11 protein-coding genes are annotated in these 18,697 nt (G+C 71.8%); 2 read left to right on the forward strand and 9 right to left on the reverse strand.

Going from position 1 to position 18,697, the window contains the following annotated elements:
- Position 1: 1 nt before the first annotated feature.
- The 8 genes from ACIRRU_RS10280 to eccD all read right to left on the reverse strand — a co-directional run bounded on the left by ACIRRU_RS10280 (position 2) and on the right by eccD (position 9,165).
- Positions 2–367, reverse strand: coding sequence for a hypothetical protein (locus ACIRRU_RS10280; protein ID WP_403678479.1), 366 nt, complete (start codon positions 365–367; stop codon positions 2–4).
- A 111-nt stretch (positions 368–478) separates the two neighbouring features.
- Positions 479–934, reverse strand: coding sequence for a YbaB/EbfC family nucleoid-associated protein (locus tag ACIRRU_RS10285; RefSeq protein ID WP_363202771.1), 456 nt, complete (start codon positions 932–934; stop codon positions 479–481).
- Positions 935–947: 13 nt separating this feature from the next.
- Positions 948–4,433 carry an AAWKG family protein gene (locus tag ACIRRU_RS10290; protein WP_403678481.1) on the reverse strand — a complete coding sequence of 1,162 codons (3,486 nt, stop codon included), beginning with the start codon at positions 4,431–4,433 and terminating at the stop codon, positions 948–950.
- A gap of 97 nt (positions 4,434–4,530) precedes the next feature.
- Complete coding sequence (locus ACIRRU_RS10295) at positions 4,531–5,034, reverse strand: type VII secretion system-associated protein (RefSeq protein WP_403678483.1); 504 nt, start codon at positions 5,032–5,034, stop codon at positions 4,531–4,533.
- A gap of 127 nt (positions 5,035–5,161) precedes the next feature.
- Positions 5,162–5,482: a WXG100 family type VII secretion target gene (locus ACIRRU_RS10300; RefSeq protein ID WP_403678485.1), complete on the reverse strand. Its 321-nt coding sequence runs from the start codon at positions 5,480–5,482 to the stop codon at positions 5,162–5,164.
- A gap of 61 nt (positions 5,483–5,543) precedes the next feature.
- Entirely contained in the window at positions 5,544–5,909 is a 366-nt protein-coding gene (locus tag ACIRRU_RS10305) for a hypothetical protein (protein ID WP_363202775.1), read from the reverse strand.
- A gap of 180 nt (positions 5,910–6,089) precedes the next feature.
- Entirely contained in the window at positions 6,090–7,634 is a 1,545-nt protein-coding gene (gene eccB / locus ACIRRU_RS10310) for a type VII secretion protein EccB (RefSeq protein ID WP_403678487.1), read from the reverse strand.
- Positions 7,635–7,764: 130 nt separating this feature from the next.
- Positions 7,765–9,165, reverse strand: coding sequence for a type VII secretion integral membrane protein EccD (gene eccD, locus ACIRRU_RS10315; protein WP_403678489.1), 1,401 nt, complete (start codon positions 9,163–9,165; stop codon positions 7,765–7,767).
- Positions 9,166–9,555: 390 nt separating this feature from the next.
- Here eccD and eccCa point away from each other — a divergent pair, with 390 nt between their 5' ends.
- Entirely contained in the window at positions 9,556–13,545 is a 3,990-nt protein-coding gene (gene eccCa / locus ACIRRU_RS10320) for a type VII secretion protein EccCa (RefSeq protein WP_403678738.1), read from the forward strand.
- Between the two features lie 78 nt (positions 13,546–13,623).
- Here eccCa and ACIRRU_RS10325 read toward each other — a convergent pair whose 3' ends face one another.
- On the reverse strand, positions 13,624–14,868 hold the full coding sequence (locus ACIRRU_RS10325) for a S8 family serine peptidase (protein WP_403678491.1): 1,245 nt from the start codon (positions 14,866–14,868) through the stop codon (positions 13,624–13,626).
- A 179-nt stretch (positions 14,869–15,047) separates the two neighbouring features.
- On the opposite strand from ACIRRU_RS10325, the gene ACIRRU_RS10330 reads away from it, so the two are divergent.
- Entirely contained in the window at positions 15,048–18,398 is a 3,351-nt protein-coding gene (locus ACIRRU_RS10330; RefSeq protein ID WP_403678493.1) for a right-handed parallel beta-helix repeat-containing protein, read from the forward strand.
- Positions 18,399–18,697 lie beyond the last annotated feature (299 nt).

Consider the following 18,697-nt stretch of genomic DNA (forward strand, 5'->3'; position numbering starts at 1 on the left):
GTCAGTCCCGCCGACCGCCGCCGGGGCCGGGGCCGCCGGCGCCGTAATTCCCGATCTCCCCGTCGATCCCGTCCAGGATGTCCTGCTGGGTGGTCGAGGTGGCGCCGAGGTTCATCAGGGTGGCGTCGCAGGTCCGCTCCGTCACCTCTCCGAGCGCCTTGAGGGTGGCCGCGATCGCGTCGCGGTTCTCCGTGTAGTTCTGCTTGATCTTCCGGCCGTTCTCGTCGTCACCGCACCACTCGGTGTCGGCCATGGCGGCCTCGAACTCGGCGACGACGGTCCAGAGGTAGGAGCCCAGCTCGCCGAGCCCGGCCGTCCCCGCCCGCAGTACGTCGGGGTCGACCTGGAAGGTGCCGTCCTCGCTCATCGCTCGTCTCCTCGTGCCGTGTTCACTCTGCTGACCGCTCGTCACCCCTGGGTGACGTGTCCTATCGGTTCTCCGCCGTACCGCCGGAACCCTCCTGGGGTGTCCGGCGGGTCAGAGCTCGTCCCCGTCGATCTCGTCGCGCAGCCGGTCGCGGGCCGGGCGCGGGTACGCCTCCTCGGGGAGAGAGTCGGCCGCGGGGCCGAGGATACGGTCCCAGTCCAGCTCCAGGCCGGGCAGTTCCGGCATCACGGCGCTCGACCGGGTGAGCGGTTCGAAGAGATCGCGCACCATCCGTGAGTGGTGCGACCGCGCCTCCTGGATGGTGCCGAGCACCGCGTCGGACAGCTGCGATGCGGTCATCGAACGGTACTTGCCGTCCAGGAACTTGACCGCAGTCACCTCGCCCTGGCCGCCCACCGACACCTCCACCGAGCCGTCCGGGGAGAAGGCGGAGGAGGAGAAGGCGCTCATCTGCGCTTCGGCGTCGGCCGCCGCGCTCTGGACGCTCGCCAGTTCCGCGTTCGCCTCGGCCAGCCGCTTCGCCAGCCGTTCGGTCTCCTCGCTCATCGCGCTGTTCCCTTCATCGCCCGATCACCGCCGGGGTGGTGCCTTCGTCGGTGCCCCAGACGTCCTCGTCCTCGGCCAGCCAGTTGGACCGCTCGCGGTCGCCGCTCTGGGTGGCCTCCGAACGCTGCGCGGGGGCAGGCATCACCCCGCCGCCCGAGGCGGTGGACCGGGCGACGACCACGTCCTCGTGCATCTCCTGCTCACGCTGTGCGGCCGCCCTGCGACTGGCCGCCTGGGCGGCGGTCGAACCGCGCCTCGGAGCGGGCCGGTTGATGCGGGAGCCCGGGTTGGACCGCTCGCGCTCACCGTTGGAGTCGTTGTTCCCGCCCTGCATCCCGCCCATGGGGGGCATCATCGGGCTGCCGCCCGGGGAACCACTGCCGCCCAGCCCGCCGGAGCCGGGATTGCCCTGGTCGCCCTGGGTGAACGGGTTGTCCGACCCGCCCTGGCCGCTCCCGAAGCTCTGCGAGCCGTGCTCGTCGTACGGGTCGTCCTCCTGGCCCCACGTCTCGCCGGAACCGTTGCCGCCCGTCCCGTTGCCGCCGAGGTCACGGAGACCGGAGGAGCCGTCCGCCGGGCCGTTCGGGGTGTCGAGGTCGAGCCGTTCGGACCGGGCGTCCGGGTAGTCGATGTCGATCCGGGGGACCTCCGGCAGATTGCCGGAGTTGCCACCGGGGCTGCCGGGCCGGTCGCCAGGCCGGTCGCCGGGGTTCTCGATCCGGTCGCCCGGGTTCTCGAGGTTGCTTCCGGGGCCCTCCACCACGACGCTGCCGTCCGGGGAGGTCTCCTTGACCGTGCCGTCACGGGAGATCTCCTGCACGGTGCCGTCCGGATGCGTCACCTTGGCGCTGCCGTCGGGGTAGGTGACGGTGGTCGTCCCGTCGGGCTCGGTGAGGGTGATCTCGCCGTCCGGGGCGGTCTCCTGCACCGTGCCGTCCGCCAGTTCCACCCGGGAGCTGCCGTCCGGGTTGGTGATCGAACTGCTGCCGTCCGGGGCGGTGACGGTGATACTGCCGTCCGGCGAGGTCACCTTGGTGGAGCCGTCCGGACCGGTCACCGTGACCGTGCCGTCCGAGGAGGTCTCCGTACGGCCGCCGGGACCGTCCACGATGGTCGATCCGTCGGGCCTCGTGATGATCTCGCCGCTCGGACCCTCCACCACGGTGGAGCCGTCCGGCCTGGTGATGATCTCGCCGCTCGGACCGTCCACGATGACCTGACCGGGGCCGGTGATGTTGCCCCCAGGCCCCGAGGTCTGCACGTTCCCGTCGGGGTCGGTGATCGTGACGGACCCGTCCGGCCGCGTGACGGTGACGGTGCCGTCGCGGCCGGTCTCGGTGACCGTGCCGTCCGGGTCGATCACCTGCTGGGAGCCGTCGGGGAAGTCGGTCGTGAAGCTGCCGTCGGGGTTCTGCTCGGTGACGCCCCCGGTCCTGTTGCCCGGCGGCTGGTGGGTGACGAAGCCGTTGCCCAGGCCCGGCGGCAGCGGGGAGCCGTTGCCGAGTCGCTCGTTGGCCTCGTCGATGGCCGTCTGCGACTGGTTGTTGGCCTCCTGGATGGCCTCGTCCACCTGGTTGTTGGCCTCGTTGATCGCCGCCTCGGCGTCGGCGTTGGCCTGGTCCGCCATGTCGTTGGCCTGGCTGTTGGCCTCGTCCAACTGGAGGCTGGTCTCGTCCTGGATCTCGTTGACCTGGTTGTTGGCCTCGCTGATCGCGTTCTCCGCCTCGGAGTTCGCCTCGTCGATCGCGGTCTCCGCGTTGGAGTTGGCCTCTTCGGCGGCCGCGTTCGCGTCCGCGATGGCCTGCTCGGCCGCCGCGTTCGCCTCGGCTATCGCCGCCTCCGCCTCGGCGTTGGACTCCTCGGCGGCCGCGTTCGCGTCCGCGATGGCCTGCTCGGCCGCCGCGTTCGCCTCGGCTATCGCCGCCTCCGCCTCGGCGTTGGACTCCTCGATGGCCGCTTCCGCCTCCGCGATGGCCTCCTCCGCCGCCGCGTTGGCCTCGGCTATCGCCTCCTCGGCCGCCGCGTTCGCCTCGGCGATGGCGGCCTCCGCCTCGGCGTTGATGTCCTCGATGATCTGGTCGATCTCGTCCTGATCGCCGCCCCCGCCCCCGCTGCCGCCCGGTCCCATGTAGTTGGTGACCTCGGGCTCCAGGACCTTCTCCAGCACCTCACGGGCGGCGATGAAGGCGTTGTTCACGTTGGAGAGAGCGGTGTTGGCGGCGGGGTACAGGTGCTCCTCCACCCCGGCCTGCCAGGAATCGACCGCCCTGCTCGCCAGGCCCGCCCACGTGGTGACGTCTTTGAGGTCGCCGAGACCGTGGATGTTGGTCTTGGCCTCGGGGCGGAGCGTGTAGAAGTGCGTGACCGACTCCGTGTCCCTCCAGGAGCCGGCTCCCGTGGAGTTTCCCGGGCTGTACGTCGAGCCCGACGTCGTCTTCTCGCCCTCCACGGCGAACCTGGCGTTGTTGTTGTACAACCACGTCTGGACCGACTGGAGCATCGAGAACAGGATTCCGTACGGACTGCCGAGGCCCGGCCGGTACTCGATGGGATCACCACCGGCGTCGAACAGCGTCTCGCGGTCGACGTCGGCGCCGCTCATCCAGTCGCCGTGCGCATTCTCCAGGTCGAGGACCGCCTTGAGAACCTCGTTGCCCGCCCCCATGATGGCGTCGCCCTGCACACTGGTCGCCGTGAACCCGTCCCACTGGCCGGGGTGCTGGGCGGCGAAGTCCTTGGGGTGCATCTGGTCGGCGAACCCGCTGTAGTTCTTGTGGAGTCCGTCGATCATGCTGGCGAACACCTCCGCCGCCTTCCCCTTCCAGGCGGCGTTCTCCTCGCCCAGGGACTCCTTCCACTGCTGGAGCGTCTCGGAGTGGCCGGTGAAGAACTTCGCCACCCGGTCGTACGCCTCCGCCGTTCTGGCGAAGCTGGAGAAGTCCATGGCCGTGTCGGAGGTGATCGTCGCCCCGTTCGAGGAGAAGCCCTCGTTGTTGTACGTGATGAAGTTGTTGTAGCCAGTGTCGTACAGCGCGGCGCCGGAGCCTTCGATGTACTGGCCCAGCTTGTGCTCCATACCGCTCAGCGAACCGGACCCGCTGTCCGACCAGCTGAACGGGGTGGAGTAGCCGAGATCGACGTTTTCGCCGCCCGGACCGATGAAGTCGATGAGCACCTTGCGGAGCTTGGGGTAGATCTTCTCCTTCAGCTCCTCTTTGGAGTAGTCGTCGAGACCGCTGACCTCGTTCGGGTCCTCATCACCGGGCAGGTAGAAGTGGAGCACGAAGCCGTGGCCGTCGGTGTTCGGGCCGGAGTACAGGTCGTAGGCGTCCTCCGTCATCTCCATGAAGTCCCGGTCCTCGATGACGATCTTCATCAGGGGCACGTTCCCCTCGGGCTCCGTGCTCTCCATGCCGTCGAAGATGCCGGTGCGCGAGGGCATGGGGTAGCCGGTGAACGCCTCGACGGCCCTGGCCCAGCGGTCGGACGAGTCTGCCATGGGAAACTCCGGGAAGAGGGGTGACGGGAGGAGATGCGGGAGGGCGACAGGGGGTGGCCGTCGGCGGAACTACGCGACGGCGTTCACAGCAGGGCCCTCAGGAGTCGCCGCCGTCCCCGTCGCTGTCACTGTCACTGTCGCTGTCCTCGTCGCTGGAGGAGTCGTCGGGCTCCGGGACCGGGGTCTCTCCCGAGAAGCCGGAGTCGGACAGGACCTCGGTGAAGTCGTCGGCCTCGATGGAGGTCAGGTTGTCGCCCTGGGCCTTGAAGAGTTCCTCGATCGTCTGCTGGAGGCCCTCCTCGATCTCCTCGAAGGTCTTCTGCTGGCCCTCCAGCGTCGAGACGACGGTCTCGATGTTGGTCGCCAGGGCGCTGGCGAAGCTCTCCCCGCTCACGTAGTCGTCATCGGCGATCTTCCCCATGCTGATCGGCATCCCGGCCGACACCTCGCCGAAGTTCTCCGGTGTGGTGACGCCGCTGGACATGTCCAGCATGGACGGCTCCTCCGTGAGCACGCTCTTGATGTCACCGATGAACGCGGACAGGTCCTGGTCGATGAACGCCTGGATGGATGCCTTGTCCAGCTGGCTGAAGTCGGCCATGTACGTCTTCCGTCCTACGAGGATGTCCTGGGCGCCCCGGTGGCGCCGGGTGATCGGGGGCCGCCGGTTCCGCCCCCGGCGGGCGAGGTCCTGCCCGGGCCGGGGGCGGAACCGGCGCGGCCCGCGGTCACCTGCCGATGTTCACCTCGGACCAGAGCTGGCTCAGGCTGTTCTCGGTCTGCTTGTAGTTCCCGGAGACGTCACCCAGCAGGGCCGCGTGGGAGCTCAGCAGCTGCTGCATGGTGACGACGGCGCCGTCCCAGGCGGCCTGCTTCTCGGTGTAGACCTCGGCGTCACCGCCGTACCAGGTCTGCTTGAGGTCGTTGAGCTCCATCTCCAGGTTGCTCAGCGTGGTCTGGATGGCCCGGGTCTGCTCGATCATGCCCTCAGCAGCGTTCTCCACGTGGTTGTACTGGACGTGGATGAAACCGTCGGACGTGTCTGACATGAGGTGTCCTCATCTCGGGGAGGGGTCGGTGTGAGGTACGGCGGACGGCCGAACCGGTCTGCTACCTGGGGCCGTTCAGCGCGCCCGAGCCGGAGAGGGCGTCGAAGGCGGCCTCGCTGGCGTTGAACGCCTGGTCGATGGCGTCGTTGCTGGAGCCCTGGGTCAGACCGTGCTGCACGAGGCTGGTGTTGAGCTTGTCGATCATGTCTTCGAGGTTCTTGAGGATGATCACGACCTGGTCGTCCCACTTGTCGAGCAGCTGACCGTAGCGGTTGCCGTCCGAACCCTGGTACGTGCTGGCGAGGTTGCCCTTGGTGCTGTGCACGTCCTGGAGGATGCGCTGCACACCGCTGTAGGCCATCTCCAGCGCCTGGATTCCGTTCCGGGTGGAACTCTCTGATGACTGCTGGACGCCCGCTTCACTCATGTCGTCTCTATCTCTTAGGAGAGCCGGGTAACCCAACTCAGCTTAGTCATACAAAAGTTGATGTCGCAACAAAGGGTGCCGGGAAACAGAGAATTAACGGCATTGTCGATAACTCCCCAACCCTGCCGCAGCGGCGCACTTCGATGACGTAGACGCACAGATCCATTACTCCACGTAACGCTATTCCGCAGTGCCGCGCGAAGGAGACGCACTCGCCTTGCTTTTGGTTGCTTCCCGACTTCCGCAAACCGGTTTGGGGGAATTCTCCCCTGTCTTGGGGGCCACGGCGGCGGCACCTGCCCCCAGGTCCGGTCCGGTGGGCAGCATCGACAGCAGCAACGAGGGCACGGTCCCGACCTCCCGGGCGCCGTACCCGAGGGCCGAGGCGTCCCCCTCGCCCGGCAGCCGGTGCTTCACCCCGGTGTCCGTGACGAGATAGCGGCTGCCGCCGATGGCGCCGCCGGCGGCGCTTCCGGCCTGCACCAGTGCGCCCTCCCCGGGGCCGACGACCACGGCGTCGACGGCCAGGCACGCCGCCGCCACCCCGGTCTCGGAGCGCTTGGCCACCGGCCCCAGCGCGTCCTGGCCCACCAGGGCGACGCCCACCCGCACCCCGGAACCGGACGGTGAACCGGGGGTCACCGAGGAGCAGACACCCTGTTCCTCCGCGACCCCGGCCAGCTTCGGCGGCGACTCCGGCAGCCCCGCGGCGCCCCCGGCCGCGGCCCCGGCCACGCCCGGCGCCAGCTGCCCCTTGAGGACACCTGGCTCCAGGTCCCGGGCCTGCGCCGGCTTGCCGTCGTACGCCTTGCGGGCCGTCTGCGGGGCGCTGAGCTGGAGGGCGGCCTGGGTGTTGGTCAGCGGGGTCAGACCCTCCTGGGTCAGCAGGTAGTACTGGCCGCGCTCGGCGCCCGGCACGGTGGTGCGGAAGACCTGGCCGATCCGCGTGGCGAGGCTGCCGAAGGAGGGGCCGGTCCGGCCGAGTCCGGCCACGGCCGCCGGGGCGAGGTCGGGCCCGGCGGGCAGCGCGTCGACGAAGGCCGCGGACACCTCGCGGGGCGTGGCCGACCCGTAGCCGAGGCCCTCCAGCGCGCTGCTCTCGCTGTCGATCCGCAGCCGCGCGCCCTGCCACACCAGGTGGCGGCCCCCGGAGGGGTCGGCGACCAGCAGCGCGCTGCCCCCGGGCAGCGGGCGCTGCCGGGCGTCCGAGGCCACCGACAGCACGGTGGCCTTGGTGCCCGCGCCGTCGGCCGGGGCCGAACAGACCAGCCAGGGGCGGGGCTTGGCGAGCGCGCCCGCGTCAGGCAGCACGTCCGGCGCCCCGGTGATGCCGACGGGGAGGCCGCGGGGCGTCCCGCGCAGCGACTCGGTGGCGACCGTCTTGCTGGTCAGGCCGGATCCGGACTCCCCCGCGAGCAGCTTGGCGGAGGCGTAGTTCAGCACGGGTCGCAGTTCGCCGTTGTCGTAGAAGTACCGGGAGCCGGTGTCCTCGTCGACGATCAGCGTTCCCTCGGCGCGCCAGGAGTTGGAGCCCGCCGGGGAGATGAGGCCCATGATGAAGGCGCCGGCGGCCACCAGCAGCGAGACGATGATCCCGATCGCCAGGCCGCGGTTGGTGCGGCCCACCGGGCTCTCGGGCGCGTCCAGGTCGGTGCGGAGCAGGCCGGAGGTCAGGCGTCCCATGACGAACATGTGCGCCTGGACCTGGTCGCGTCTGTTCTGCACGTCTTGCTCTCCCATGGTTCAGGAACGGTGACCGCGTGCGGGCCTGTCGTTGCCGCACGCGACGAGGACTGCGGGGCGCCGCGGAGAGGTGGCGCGACCGGGCACGGCGCGCCGTGCGCGCCGCGTACCGTCAGAGGCTGAGGGTGCGCAGCCAGCCGAACACACCCAGGATCCACAGCGCCAGCGGCAGCAGGCTGACCGCTGCCGCGGAGTGCGCCAGTTCGCCGATGCGGCCCCAGTAGGGCACCAGTCGGCGGCCCGGCACGGTCCAGGAGGCGATGGCGCACACCGCCGCCACCGCGAACAGCACGACGACCAGGCCGGGCAGGGTGCTCGCGGACACCGAGAGACCCATGCGGATCACGAGCGCCACCACCCCGAGGACTCCGGGGACGAGCAGGGCGAGCCGCTGCCAGGTGCTGCCCATGCCGCGCCCGTGCAGCAGCAGGAGCAGGGACAGCGCGCCCGCCATGCAGGCGCCGGGCCACCCGAAGGGCTCGACCAGGGCCGCCAGACCTGCCGTGCAGAGCACTCCGGTGGCGGCGAGCAGCGCGGTCATCCAGCCGTCGGCGATCACGGTCCTGACCTCGACGTCGCTGCTGCTGTGCGGGTCGATGCCCTCCTGCAACTGCTGGGCGTTGGTGGGCAGCGGCGGGGTCCGCATCCCGGAGAGCCGGAAGGAGAGCGAGGGCACGAACGCGCCGAACAGGACGGTGAGCAGCAGGGAGACGGAGGCCGCTTCCTGCACCGTGAGGTCGGCCAGGATGATGAGCAGGGCGGTGACGGCGCCGCCCGCCGCGACCGTGGCGATGGCCAGGAACAGCGGGGTGAAGGCGGCCACCGCGGCGAGGGTGAGCACCGCACCGGCCGCCGCGGAGGCGGAGGCGGCGAGCAGCCGCGCGCCCAGCACGTGGGCCATCGCGTCGCCCTCGGAGCCGCCGCCGGGGAGCACCCAGCCCGCGTGGGTCCAGTAGACGGTGGCCATGACCCCGAGCGCCGCGCCGGCCCCCGCGTCGCCGACGGCACGGCTCGCCGAGGCGGCGCCGGCGAGCATCAGCAGCCCGCCGGCGAACAGCACCGTGACCCGCAGCCACAGGCTCATGCCCGGCAGGGCCAGGAGCACCGTGCCGACGGCCAGGGCGGTGGCCGAGAGGCCGATCAGCACCTGGCGGCCCACGGTGGGCGTCCAGGCGAAGGGGCGGCGGTCCATGGTGGTGGCGATGCCGTCGACCAGATCGTCGAAGTGCGGTTCGGGCAGCGCGTCGGCGCGCGGTCTCAGATGCAGGGTCTCGCCGTCGCGTACGCCCACGGCGTCGAGCGTCGACTCCTCGTCCACGGGGGCGCCGCCGAGCCGCTGGAGCACCCAGCCGCCGTGTTCGAGTCCGGCCTCCTGGGTGTCCTCGCCCGCGTAGTCGAGGAGCGCCGGAAGCAGGTCGGCCACCGGGATGTCACCGGGGACGGCCAGGTCGATGTTTTTTGCGGGGGCTCGTACCGAGATCCGGCACAGGTGTGCCACCGTACTGTCGGTCAAGGCTCGCTCGTCTCTTCCGAGGGTCGGGGCAGGCGAATTATGAAAACACCTTGCGAAAGGGAAGCGCCGAAGGCGGAGTCAGGGGTTCGGCGTCAATAGACGGATGACTGTAGCCTACGAAACTATTCGCGGTTCCGTCGTACCGCCCAGGGGCAACTCCCGCCCGGACGCGGTTTTTCCGGATCGTCACATACGGTTCGGGGATTGTTTCGGAAAGGCACCGCGGAGGGATTCCGTTTGTCCGTATCCGTCGGCCCGTGCCCGCCTTTCGGCGCCGGGCCGCCCTGCCCACGGCGCCCCGGCCGACCGCAGGATCCGTACCGCCGCCGAGGAGGCATCCCTGTGAGTGTGGTTCTCTTCCGTCGCCCGCCTCGCCGACGGGCCCCGGACATGCCCGACGGGGAGTTGAGCCTGCAGGAGCCGCCCACGCTCCCGGAGATCGTGCCGGACTCGTCCGCGGTCTGGAACTACCTGCCCATGGGCATGATGTCGGCCTCGATGATGCTGCTGTTCGTCCGCATGGGCAACGGCAGTTCGGCGCTCGGCTACACCGCCCTGATCCTGATGGTGGCCGCCTCCGGGCTGATGATCCTGGGGCAGTTCATGCGCCGGGCGGGCGACCGCAAGCGGCGGCTGAAGGGTGAGCGCCGCGACTACCTGCGCTATCTGCGCCAGACCCGGCAGCAGGTGCGCGGGGCGTTCGTCCAGCAGCAGCACGCGCTGTCCTGGCGGCATCCCGAACCGGCGGCGCTGTCCTCGCTGGCCCGGACCTCCCGGCTGTGGGAACGCAGGCCCGGTCAGGACGACTTCGGCGAGGCGCGCATCGCGGTGGGCGCCCAGCGGCTGGGCCTGCGGCTGGCGCCGATGTCCACCAAGCCCGTCGAGGACCTGGAGCCGTTGTCCGCGCACGCGCTGCGGAGCTTCATCCGCGCGTACGCCACCGTCCCCGACCAGCCGATCGCCCTGTCGCTGCAAGCCTGGTCCCGGGTGCTGTGCCGGGGGGACGAGGATCGGATCCGCGACGCCGTGCGCGCGGTCATCGCCCAGCTGGCGGTTTTCCACTCGCCGGAGGACCTGTGGCTGGCGTTCTGCGTGTCGGAGGAGAGGCGGCCCGACTACGACTGGGTGAAGTGGCTGCCGCACACCCTTCAGGCCGAGGCGCAGGACGGGGCCGGGCCGGTGCGGCGGGTGGTGACCTCGATGGCCGGGCTGGAGGAGATGCTCGGTGCGGAGTTCCAGGAGCGGCCCTCGTTCGACCCGGAGGCCGTGTCGGGTCAGGACGAGCCGTTCACGGTGATCGTGGTGGACCACGGCAGTGTGCCCAGCGGCCACCGGCTGGACGGTGCGGGGTTCCGCAACGCCGTCGTGATCGACCTCTCCGGGGAGCTGACCTGGCGGCCGGGCCGCACGACCCTGCGCCTGGAGTTCGGCGAGGACGAGGAGGGCGGCGACCGGCGCCGGGGCGGCACGGTCAGCCTGGTGCGCACCGACCGCAACCGCAAGGAACAGCACACCGTGCTCGGCCGGCCCGACCGGCTGGGTCCGGCCGTCGCCCGGACGGTGGCGATGCGGGTGTCGCCGTACCGGATGGCGTTCGGCGGTGACAGCGCCGAGCCGTTGTCGGCGGACATCGAACTGACCTCGCTGCTGGGCATCCCCGACCTGCACCGGCTGCGGCCGCTGGACATCTGGTCGCGGCGGACCGAGTCGGACCGGCTGCGGGTGCCCATCGGCATCAGTTCCGAGGGCCGGCCGGTGGAGCTGGACATCAAGGAGTCCGCGCAGGGCGGCATGGGCCCGCACGGGATGCTGATCGGCGCGACCGGCTCCGGCAAGAGCGAGACGCTGCGCACGCTCGTGCTGGCCCTGGCGCTCACCCACTCCTCGGACAGCCTCAACTTCGTCCTGGTCGACTTCAAGGGCGGGGCGACCTTCCTCGGGCTGGACGAACTCCCGCACACCTCGGCGGTGATCACCAACCTGGCCGACGAGGTGGCGCTGGTCTCCCGGATGCAGGACGCGCTGCACGGCGAGCTGATGCGCCGCCAGGAGCTGCTGCGCTCGGCGGGCAACTACACCTCGGCGCTGGAGTACGAGCGCGCCCGCGCGGCCGGGGCGGCGTTGCAGCCGCTGCCGAGCCTCTTCGTCGTCGTCGACGAGTTCAGTGAGCTGCTGGCCGCGCACCGGGAGTTCATGGAGCTGTTCGTCATGATCGGCCGTCTCGGCCGCTCGCTCGGCGTGCATCTGCTGCTGGCGTCCCAGCGCCTGGACGAGGGCCGGATGCACCAGCTGGAGAGCCACCTGTCCTACCGCATCGGGCTGCGCACCTTCTCGGCGATGGAGAGCCGCGGCGTGCTCGGCGTGCCGGACGCCTACCGGCTGCCGTCCCAGCCGGGCAGCGGCTACCTCAAGAGCGGCGTCGAGGAACTGACCCGGTTCCGGGCCGCGTTCGTCTCGGGCGCGTACGAGCACCGCAGCGGACCGGCCGTGCAGGCGCGGGCGGCCGGGCAGGTGGTGCCCTGGACCACGGAGTGGGTGGCGCCCCGTCCCGGGCCGGAGGCCCCCGAGGAGCCGGAGACGACGGAGGCCGAGGAGAGGGACGCCGAGGCGGAGGCGGGCGAGACGCAGTCCCTGCTCGCCACCGCGCTGGACCGGCTGCGCGGCGCGGGCCCGCCCGCCCACCAGGTGTGGCTGCCGCCGCTGGACACCCCGCCCTCCCTGGACCAGCTCCTGCCGCCGCTCGCGCCGCACCCCGAGTACGGCCTGACCACCGCGGGGTGGGCGGGCCGCGGCAGGCTGTCGGTGCCGGTCGGCATCGTGGACCGCCCCTTCGACCAGGTACGCGACCTGCTGACCGTCGACCTCTCCGGGGCGGGCGGCCACGTGGCGATCGCGGGCGGTCCGCAGAGCGGCAAGAGCACCGTCGTACGCACCCTGATATCGGCGCTGGCGCTCACCCACAGTCCGCGGGAAGTGCAGTTCTACTGCCTCGACTTCGGCGGCGGCTCACTGGGGCCGCTGACCGGCCTGCCGCACGTGGGATCGGTGGCCGCCCGGGTCGACGCCGAGCGGATCGGGCGGACCGTGGCCGAGGTCACCGCGATCATGGAGAACCGGGAGAAGCTGTTCCTCCAGCACGGTGTCACCTCCATGCCCGACTACCGGGCCCGCAGGGCCGCCGGGGAGTTCGCCGACGAGCCGCACGGCGACGTCTTCGTGGTGGTGGACGGCTGGTCCACCGTCCGCCAGGACCACCAGGATCTGGTGCAGACGTTCACCCGGATCGCCTCCCGGGGACTGAACTACGGCATCCACCTGGTCGTCACGACCGCCCGCTGGGTGGAGCTGACCGCCGCCGTGCGCGACCAGTCCGGCACCCGGATCGAGCTGCGGATGGGCGACCCCATCGAGTCCATGGCCGACTCCCGGCGGGCCCGGACCGTGCCCAACTCCCCGGGCCGCGGCCTGACGATGGACAGCAAGCTGCACTTCCTGACCGCGCTCCCCCGGATCGACGGCGTGGACGGCGCCGCGGACCTCACGGCGGGGGCGGCCGAGCTGATCCAGGACGTCAAGGAGCACTGGAGCGGACCCGAGGCCCCCGAGGTACGGCTGCTGCCCGCACGGATCACCAGCGGGACGCTGCCCGCGCCGCGGGCCACCCCGGAGGGCGGCGGCCTGCGCGTCGCCCTCGGCCTGGAGGAGAACGGCCTGGCACCGGCCTGGCACGACTTCTCCACCGCCCCGCACCTGATCACCGTCGGCGACACCGAGAGCGGCAAGACCAACCTGCTGCGGCTGATCGCCCGCGCCATCACCGAGCGGTACACGCCCGATGAGGCCAGGGTGCTGCTGGTGGACTACCGCCGGGACCTCGCCGACGCGGTGCCGGAGGAGTACCGCCTGGGCCACGCCGTCTCCATCGACGCGCTGCGCGACCTGGTCAACGGCGCGGCACGGGCGATCAAGCTCCGGGTCCCCGGCGCGGACATCGCCCCGGCCCGGATGCGGCAGTGCGACTGGTGGGACGGGCCCCGGCTGTTCGTGCTGGTCGACGACTACGACATGATCGGCGTGGGCCCCGGCAACAACCCCTTCATGCCGCTTTTGGACCACCTCGCCCTCGGTTACGAGGTGGGCCTGCACATGGTGGTCGCCCGCTCCGCGTCCGGCTCCGGGCGCGGCCTTCAGGAGGCGCTGCTGCGCCGCCTCCAGGAGATCAACTCGCCCGCCCTGCTGATGTCGTGCCCGCCCACCGAGGGATACCTCTTCGGCAACGTCAAGCCGCGCATCCTGCCCGCGGGGCGTGCCCTGCGGGTGGCCCGGCGCACCACGACCCTGGTGCAGACGGCCCTGCTGGACGAGACCGGGACGGGCTGAGCCGCCCTGGACACCGCAGACGGGACCGTCCGCCGCGCCCGGGGACCGGTGCGCGCCCCCGGGGACGGCGGGGGGCCGCTACGGCCGCCGCCATCCCCGGGCGCGGCCGCGCGGGATCACCACGGCCGCGGCGGCGACCAGCATCACCACCAGCGCCATCGCACCGGCGATCACCATGGCCCGGTCCTGGAGGGCGGTGGACACCACCGGCAGCCGCAGGGGTTCGCTCCGCCCGGCGGCCTCGGCCCGGGGGCGGGCGGCGGCGGAGACCATGGAGAGGGCCGCGTACGGATCCAGCCGGGCGGCGGACCCGGTCGGCGCGCCCGAGCGGGTGAGCCGCTCGGCGGTCTCGGCGGCGCTCAGGTCCGGGTCGTACGCGCGGACCAGGGCCGCGGCGCCCGCGGCGTAGGCGGCGGCGAAGGAGGACCCGGCGGCGATGAAGTGCCCCTTGCCGCGTGGGCCGATGCCGACCACCGCTCCGCCGGGGGCCGCCAGGTCCGCCTGCCGCGCCGCGGTCGCGCTCTTCAGCACGGCTCCGTCCGCGCCCACGCCCACGACGGACAGGGCACCGGGGGCTCGCGCGGGCCAGTAGGCGTCGGCGGGCGCCTCGCCCGAGCGGGGCTCGGTGTCGGGCGCGGCGGGGGCGACCACGAGGACGTCCCGCTCGGAGGCGTGGCGGACGGCGTCGGTCAGCTCCTCCTCCCCCTCCGGGAGCGCCGAGGAGACGCTGACGACCTGCGCGCCCCGGTCCACGGCGGTGCGGATACCGGCGGCGACGAGTCCGGCCGAGGGCGCGCCCCGCTCGTCGGTGCCCCGTATCCCGAGGACCCGTGCGGCCGGGGCGATCCCCTGGAAGGCCGTGCCCTCGGTGCGGGCCGCGGCGATGAGTCCGGCGGTGAAGGTCCCCAGTCCCACGCAGTCCTCGCCCGCCTGGCCCACCGTCTCGACCCGGTCCTTGAGGGCGGGCGCCGCGTCCGACACCCCGGTGCCCACCACCGCGACGGTGATGCCCTCGCCCCGGGACAACTTCCAGGCGTGCGGCAGGGACAGGCTCTTCTGCGCCCAGGTCGCCCCGGCGGCGGTGCGCCCGGAACCGGCGGTGCAGGGGGCGTCCGCCGCCAGGGCGACCGGGATGGCCGGCAGGCTCGTGGCGCCGTCGGCGGCCGGGGTCGTCCGCGGGGCGGCCGCACCGGCCGGCGCCGGGACGGCGAGGGCGCAGACCGTCGTCACCGCCAGCGCCCCGGCCGCCCGGAACCACCGGGAGGAGCGGCGGTGCGGGACGGGAGGGGACAGGGGGATCGGGAAAGCCCTCGGATGCCTCATGAAGCGCATGATAGAAGGCGGGTCCCGTCCGCCAACTCCCCGGTCGGGTCCGGAGGATCGCCCCGGCCCCCGGCGCCGGGGCGGCCGCCGCCCCCTGTTCACCGACGCCTTCTACTGTTTACTACGGTCACCCATCACCGTCGCCGACGCGGCGGTGGCGAAGAAGAGGAGAGACGCGCGTGGTACGCCAGCTGCTCACGGTCGGTCCCGACAGATCAGAAGGGCCGGACAGCTTCCGTACCATCGGTGAAGCGCTGACCCAGGCCCGTACGGGCGCGGTCATCAGCGTCCTGCCCGGCCGCTACGAGGAGAACCTGCGGATCTCCCGCCGGGTGACGATCGTCGCCGAAGGCAACCGGGGCAGCGTGGAGATAGCCCCGCTCAGCGGTTCCGCCGTGACCCTGGTCGCCGATGCCGTGATGCTCACCGACCTGGTGCTGCGCGGACCCGAGGGCGAGGACGTGACCGTCGTGGACGCCTACCAGGGCCAGGCGGCGCTGGACGGCTGCGAGATCACCGGCGTCGGCTGGACCGCTCTGCTCAGCCGCAACGCCGGTTCGCTGGCGATGCGGGACTGCCGGGTCACCAACCCGGCGGGGGCCGGGGTCGTCGACACCTCGTCCGAGGAGAGCGTCATCGCCGACTGCGTCCTGGAGAACCTGGGCAGTTCGGCGGTCGTCATCAGCGAGAAGGCCCGGACCGTCATCCGCGGCTGCACGATACGCGACTCCCGCGGCAACGGCGTCCTGGCCAACGGGCAGACCCGCGGCGCGGTCGAGGACTGCGACATCTCCGGCACCGACAAGCCGGGGGTCGCCATCGAGCAGAACAGCACGACCCAGGTGGTACGGACCCGGTTGCACGACCTGGCCGTGGGAGCGCTGGTGACCAGCGCCTCCCGGCCCGAACTCGCGGAGCTGGACGTCGAGGACACCACCGAGCACGGCATCCTGGTCTCCGCGGGCGCCGAACCGGTGCTGCGGGACTGCCGGGTGGCCCGCACCAAGGGCAGTGGCCTGGTCGTGACCTCGCGGGCGCGAGGGACGTACGAGGGGTTGGAGTTCACCCGGTGCGAGGGGCCCGCCGTGCTGGCCACGGAGAGCGCGGCCCCCGCGCTGACCCGGACCGTCGTACGGGACTGCGCCGCCTCCGCCGCCGTCCTGCTGACCGGTGAATCGGCCGCCGAGATCGACCAGTTGGAGGTGACGGGCGCGGCGGGCACCGGTCTCCGCGTGCGGGCCGGGGCCAATCCCCTGGTGCGCGGCGCCCGCGTCGTCTCGCCCGCGAGCCACGGCGTGGAGGTGGTCCAGGGCGGGCGCGGGCGGCTGGAGAACTGCCGGGTCGAGAAGGCGGGCGGCGCGTCCCTGCGGGTCTCCGGCGACAGCCGTACGCACGTCGTCAACGGCTCCCTGGAGGAGTCCCGGGGGCCCGGCGTCCTCGTCGAGGCGGGCGGCTTCGCCGACCTGCGGGACACGGTCGTCGACGGCAGCGCGGCGGAGGGCGTCCGGGTCGAGGAGGACGGCGAGGTCTCCGCCGTCCGCAACCGGATCATCTCCTCCGGCTCGCACGGCGTGCTCCTCGCCGCCGGATCGCGGGCCGGTCTCAACGGCTGCGAGGTGCTCAACGGCCAGGCGGACGGCATCCGGGTGGAGAGCGCGGGCCAGGTCTCCGTCCTGGACTGCACGGCCAACGACAACCGCGGCGCGGGACTGCGGCACACCGCCAAGGACGGCGCGCTCACCGTCGACCGGCTCTCCAGCGTCGGCAACGGCGGCCGGGACGCCTACGAGGGGGCCCCGGCACCCGACCCCGACGGCCCGGCGCGCACCGGAACCGAGCGGGTGGGCGACGACCTTCCGGCCGAACCGGTGGGCCCGTTCGAGGAATTGGAGGCACTGGTCGGCCTGGAGGGGGTCAAGCACCAGGTCAAGGGGCTGATCAACCTGACCAGGCTGGCCCAGCGCCGGGCGAACCTCGGTCTGCCGGCTCCGCCGATGAGCAGGCACCTGATCTTCGCCGGGGCGCCCGGCACCGGCAAGACGACCGTCGCCCGCCTCTACGGCTCCATCCTGGCCGAGCTGGGCAGCCTGCGCTCCGGGCACCTGGTGGAGGTCTCCCGGGCGGACCTGGTCGCGCAGGTGGTCGGCGGTACGGCGATCAAGACCACCGAGACGTTCAACCGAGCGCTCGGCGGGGTGCTGTTCGTGGACGAGGCGTACACCCTCGCCTCGGACAGCAAGAACTCCGGAGCCGACTTCGGCCGCGAGGCCGTCGACACCCTGGTCAAGCTGATGGAGGACCACCGCGACGACGTCGTCGTCATCGCGGCCGGCTACACCAACGAGATGGAGTCCTTCCTCGCCGTCAACCCCGGTCTGGCCTCGCGTTTCGCCCGCACCGTCGAGTTCGTCAACTACACGGTCGAGGAGTTGGTGACCATCGTGGAGACCCTCTGCGAGCGGCACCGCTACGACCTGTCCCTGGACACCAAGGACGCGCTGGCGGCCCACTTCGGCGAGATGCACCGGGGCGCCAACTTCGGCAACGGCCGGGTGGCCCGGCAGGTCTTCGAGGAGATGGTGGACCGGCAGGCGTTCCGGCTGGCGGGTCTGTCCGAGGCCGGTGAGCAGGACCTGACGGTGCTGCTGCCGGAGGACGTCGGTGAGGCCGCGGCCGCCGCGGCCAAGGCCGCCGCCTCGGGCGTCCAGGCCGCCTCACCGCTCGACGAACTGGACGCGATGATCGGCCTCGACAGCGTCAAGTACGAGGTCACCGACATGATCAACCTGCTGTCGGCCTCCCGCAGGCGCGAGGCGGCGGGCCTGCCGGCCTCGCGGATCAACCGCCATCTGGTCTTCGCCGGACCCCCCGGCACCGGCAAGACCACCGTGGCACGCCTCTACGGCAAACTGCTGCGCTCGCTGGAGGTCCTGCCGCGCGGTCAGATCGTGGAGGTGGCCCGCGCCGACCTCGTCGGACGCTACGTGGGACACACCGCCCAGCTCACCAAGGAGGTCTTCGAGAAGGCCCTCGGCGGGGTCCTCTTCGTGGACGAGGCGTACACCCTCGCGCCCCCGGGATCGCCCTCGGACTTCGGCCGTGAGGCCATCGACACCCTGCTGAAGCTGATGGAGGACCACCGGGACGACGTCGTGGTCATCGTCGCCGGTTACACGGCCGAGATGAACCGCTTCCTCGCCTCCAACCCCGGCCTCTCCAGCCGCTTCTCGCGGCACATCGAGTTCCCGGACTACAGCTCGGAGGAGCTGGTCACGATCGTCCGGCAGCACGCGGCCCTCTCGGGCTTCGAATGCGCCCCCGACGTACCTCCGGCGCTCCTGGAGTTCTTCGACGCCCAGCCGCGCGACCGCTCCTTCGGCAACGCCCGTCTGGCCCGCCAGACCGTGGAACGCATGGCCACCCGCCAGGCCCGCCGCCTGGCCACCCTGGACTCCCCCACCATGAGCGACCTCCAGACCCTGATCCTGGACGATCTGCCCCTGCTGGGCTCCGCCGCGGAACGGAGGTGAGGCGCCTTCCGCGCGATTGGCACCGGCACCCCCGGCGACAGGGCCGGGTGGCGGCCGGTGGGTCCGGCGGCGTGGGTCCTCAGCCGGCGGGGAACGGCAGGGCGCGAGGCATCACCACGTATCTCACGCGGGGTCGTGCGCTCCCGGCGTACATTTCTCTGATCGATTCAAGGCTTCACAACTGAGCGCCCCACGCTTTCGCCTGTCTTTGATCTCATCGTTGCGAGAGGCTGACATACAGCATTCCGCAAGCGCGAGGCGCGGACGGCCTTTCATGGCATGACGCCGGACCGGCCTCG

Source organism: Streptomyces sp. NPDC101181 (assembly GCF_044767975.1).
Taxonomy (GTDB): Bacteria; Actinomycetota; Actinomycetes; order Streptomycetales; family Streptomycetaceae; genus Streptomyces.

Bases quoted from the DNA above. Each gene is read 5' to 3' on its own strand.
- ACIRRU_RS10280 (WP_403678479.1), bottom strand. From the start codon at position 367: ATGAGCGAGGACGGCACCTTCCAGGTCGACCCCGACGTACTGCGGGCG.
- ACIRRU_RS10285 (WP_363202771.1), bottom strand. From the start codon at position 934: ATGAGCGAGGAGACCGAACGGCTGGCGAAGCGGCTGGCCGAGGCGAAC.
- ACIRRU_RS10290 (WP_403678481.1), bottom strand. From the start codon at position 4,433: ATGGCAGACTCGTCCGACCGCTGGGCCAGGGCCGTCGAGGCGTTCACC.
- ACIRRU_RS10295 (WP_403678483.1), bottom strand. From the start codon at position 5,034: ATGGCCGACTTCAGCCAGCTGGACAAGGCATCCATCCAGGCGTTCATC.
- ACIRRU_RS10300 (WP_403678485.1), bottom strand. From the start codon at position 5,482: ATGTCAGACACGTCCGACGGTTTCATCCACGTCCAGTACAACCACGTG.
- ACIRRU_RS10305 (WP_363202775.1), bottom strand. From the start codon at position 5,909: ATGAGTGAAGCGGGCGTCCAGCAGTCATCAGAGAGTTCCACCCGGAAC.
- eccCa (WP_403678738.1), top strand. From the start codon at position 9,556: ATGCCCGACGGGGAGTTGAGCCTGCAGGAGCCGCCCACGCTCCCGGAG.
- ACIRRU_RS10325 (WP_403678491.1), bottom strand. From the start codon at position 14,868: ATGAGGCATCCGAGGGCTTTCCCGATCCCCCTGTCCCCTCCCGTCCCG.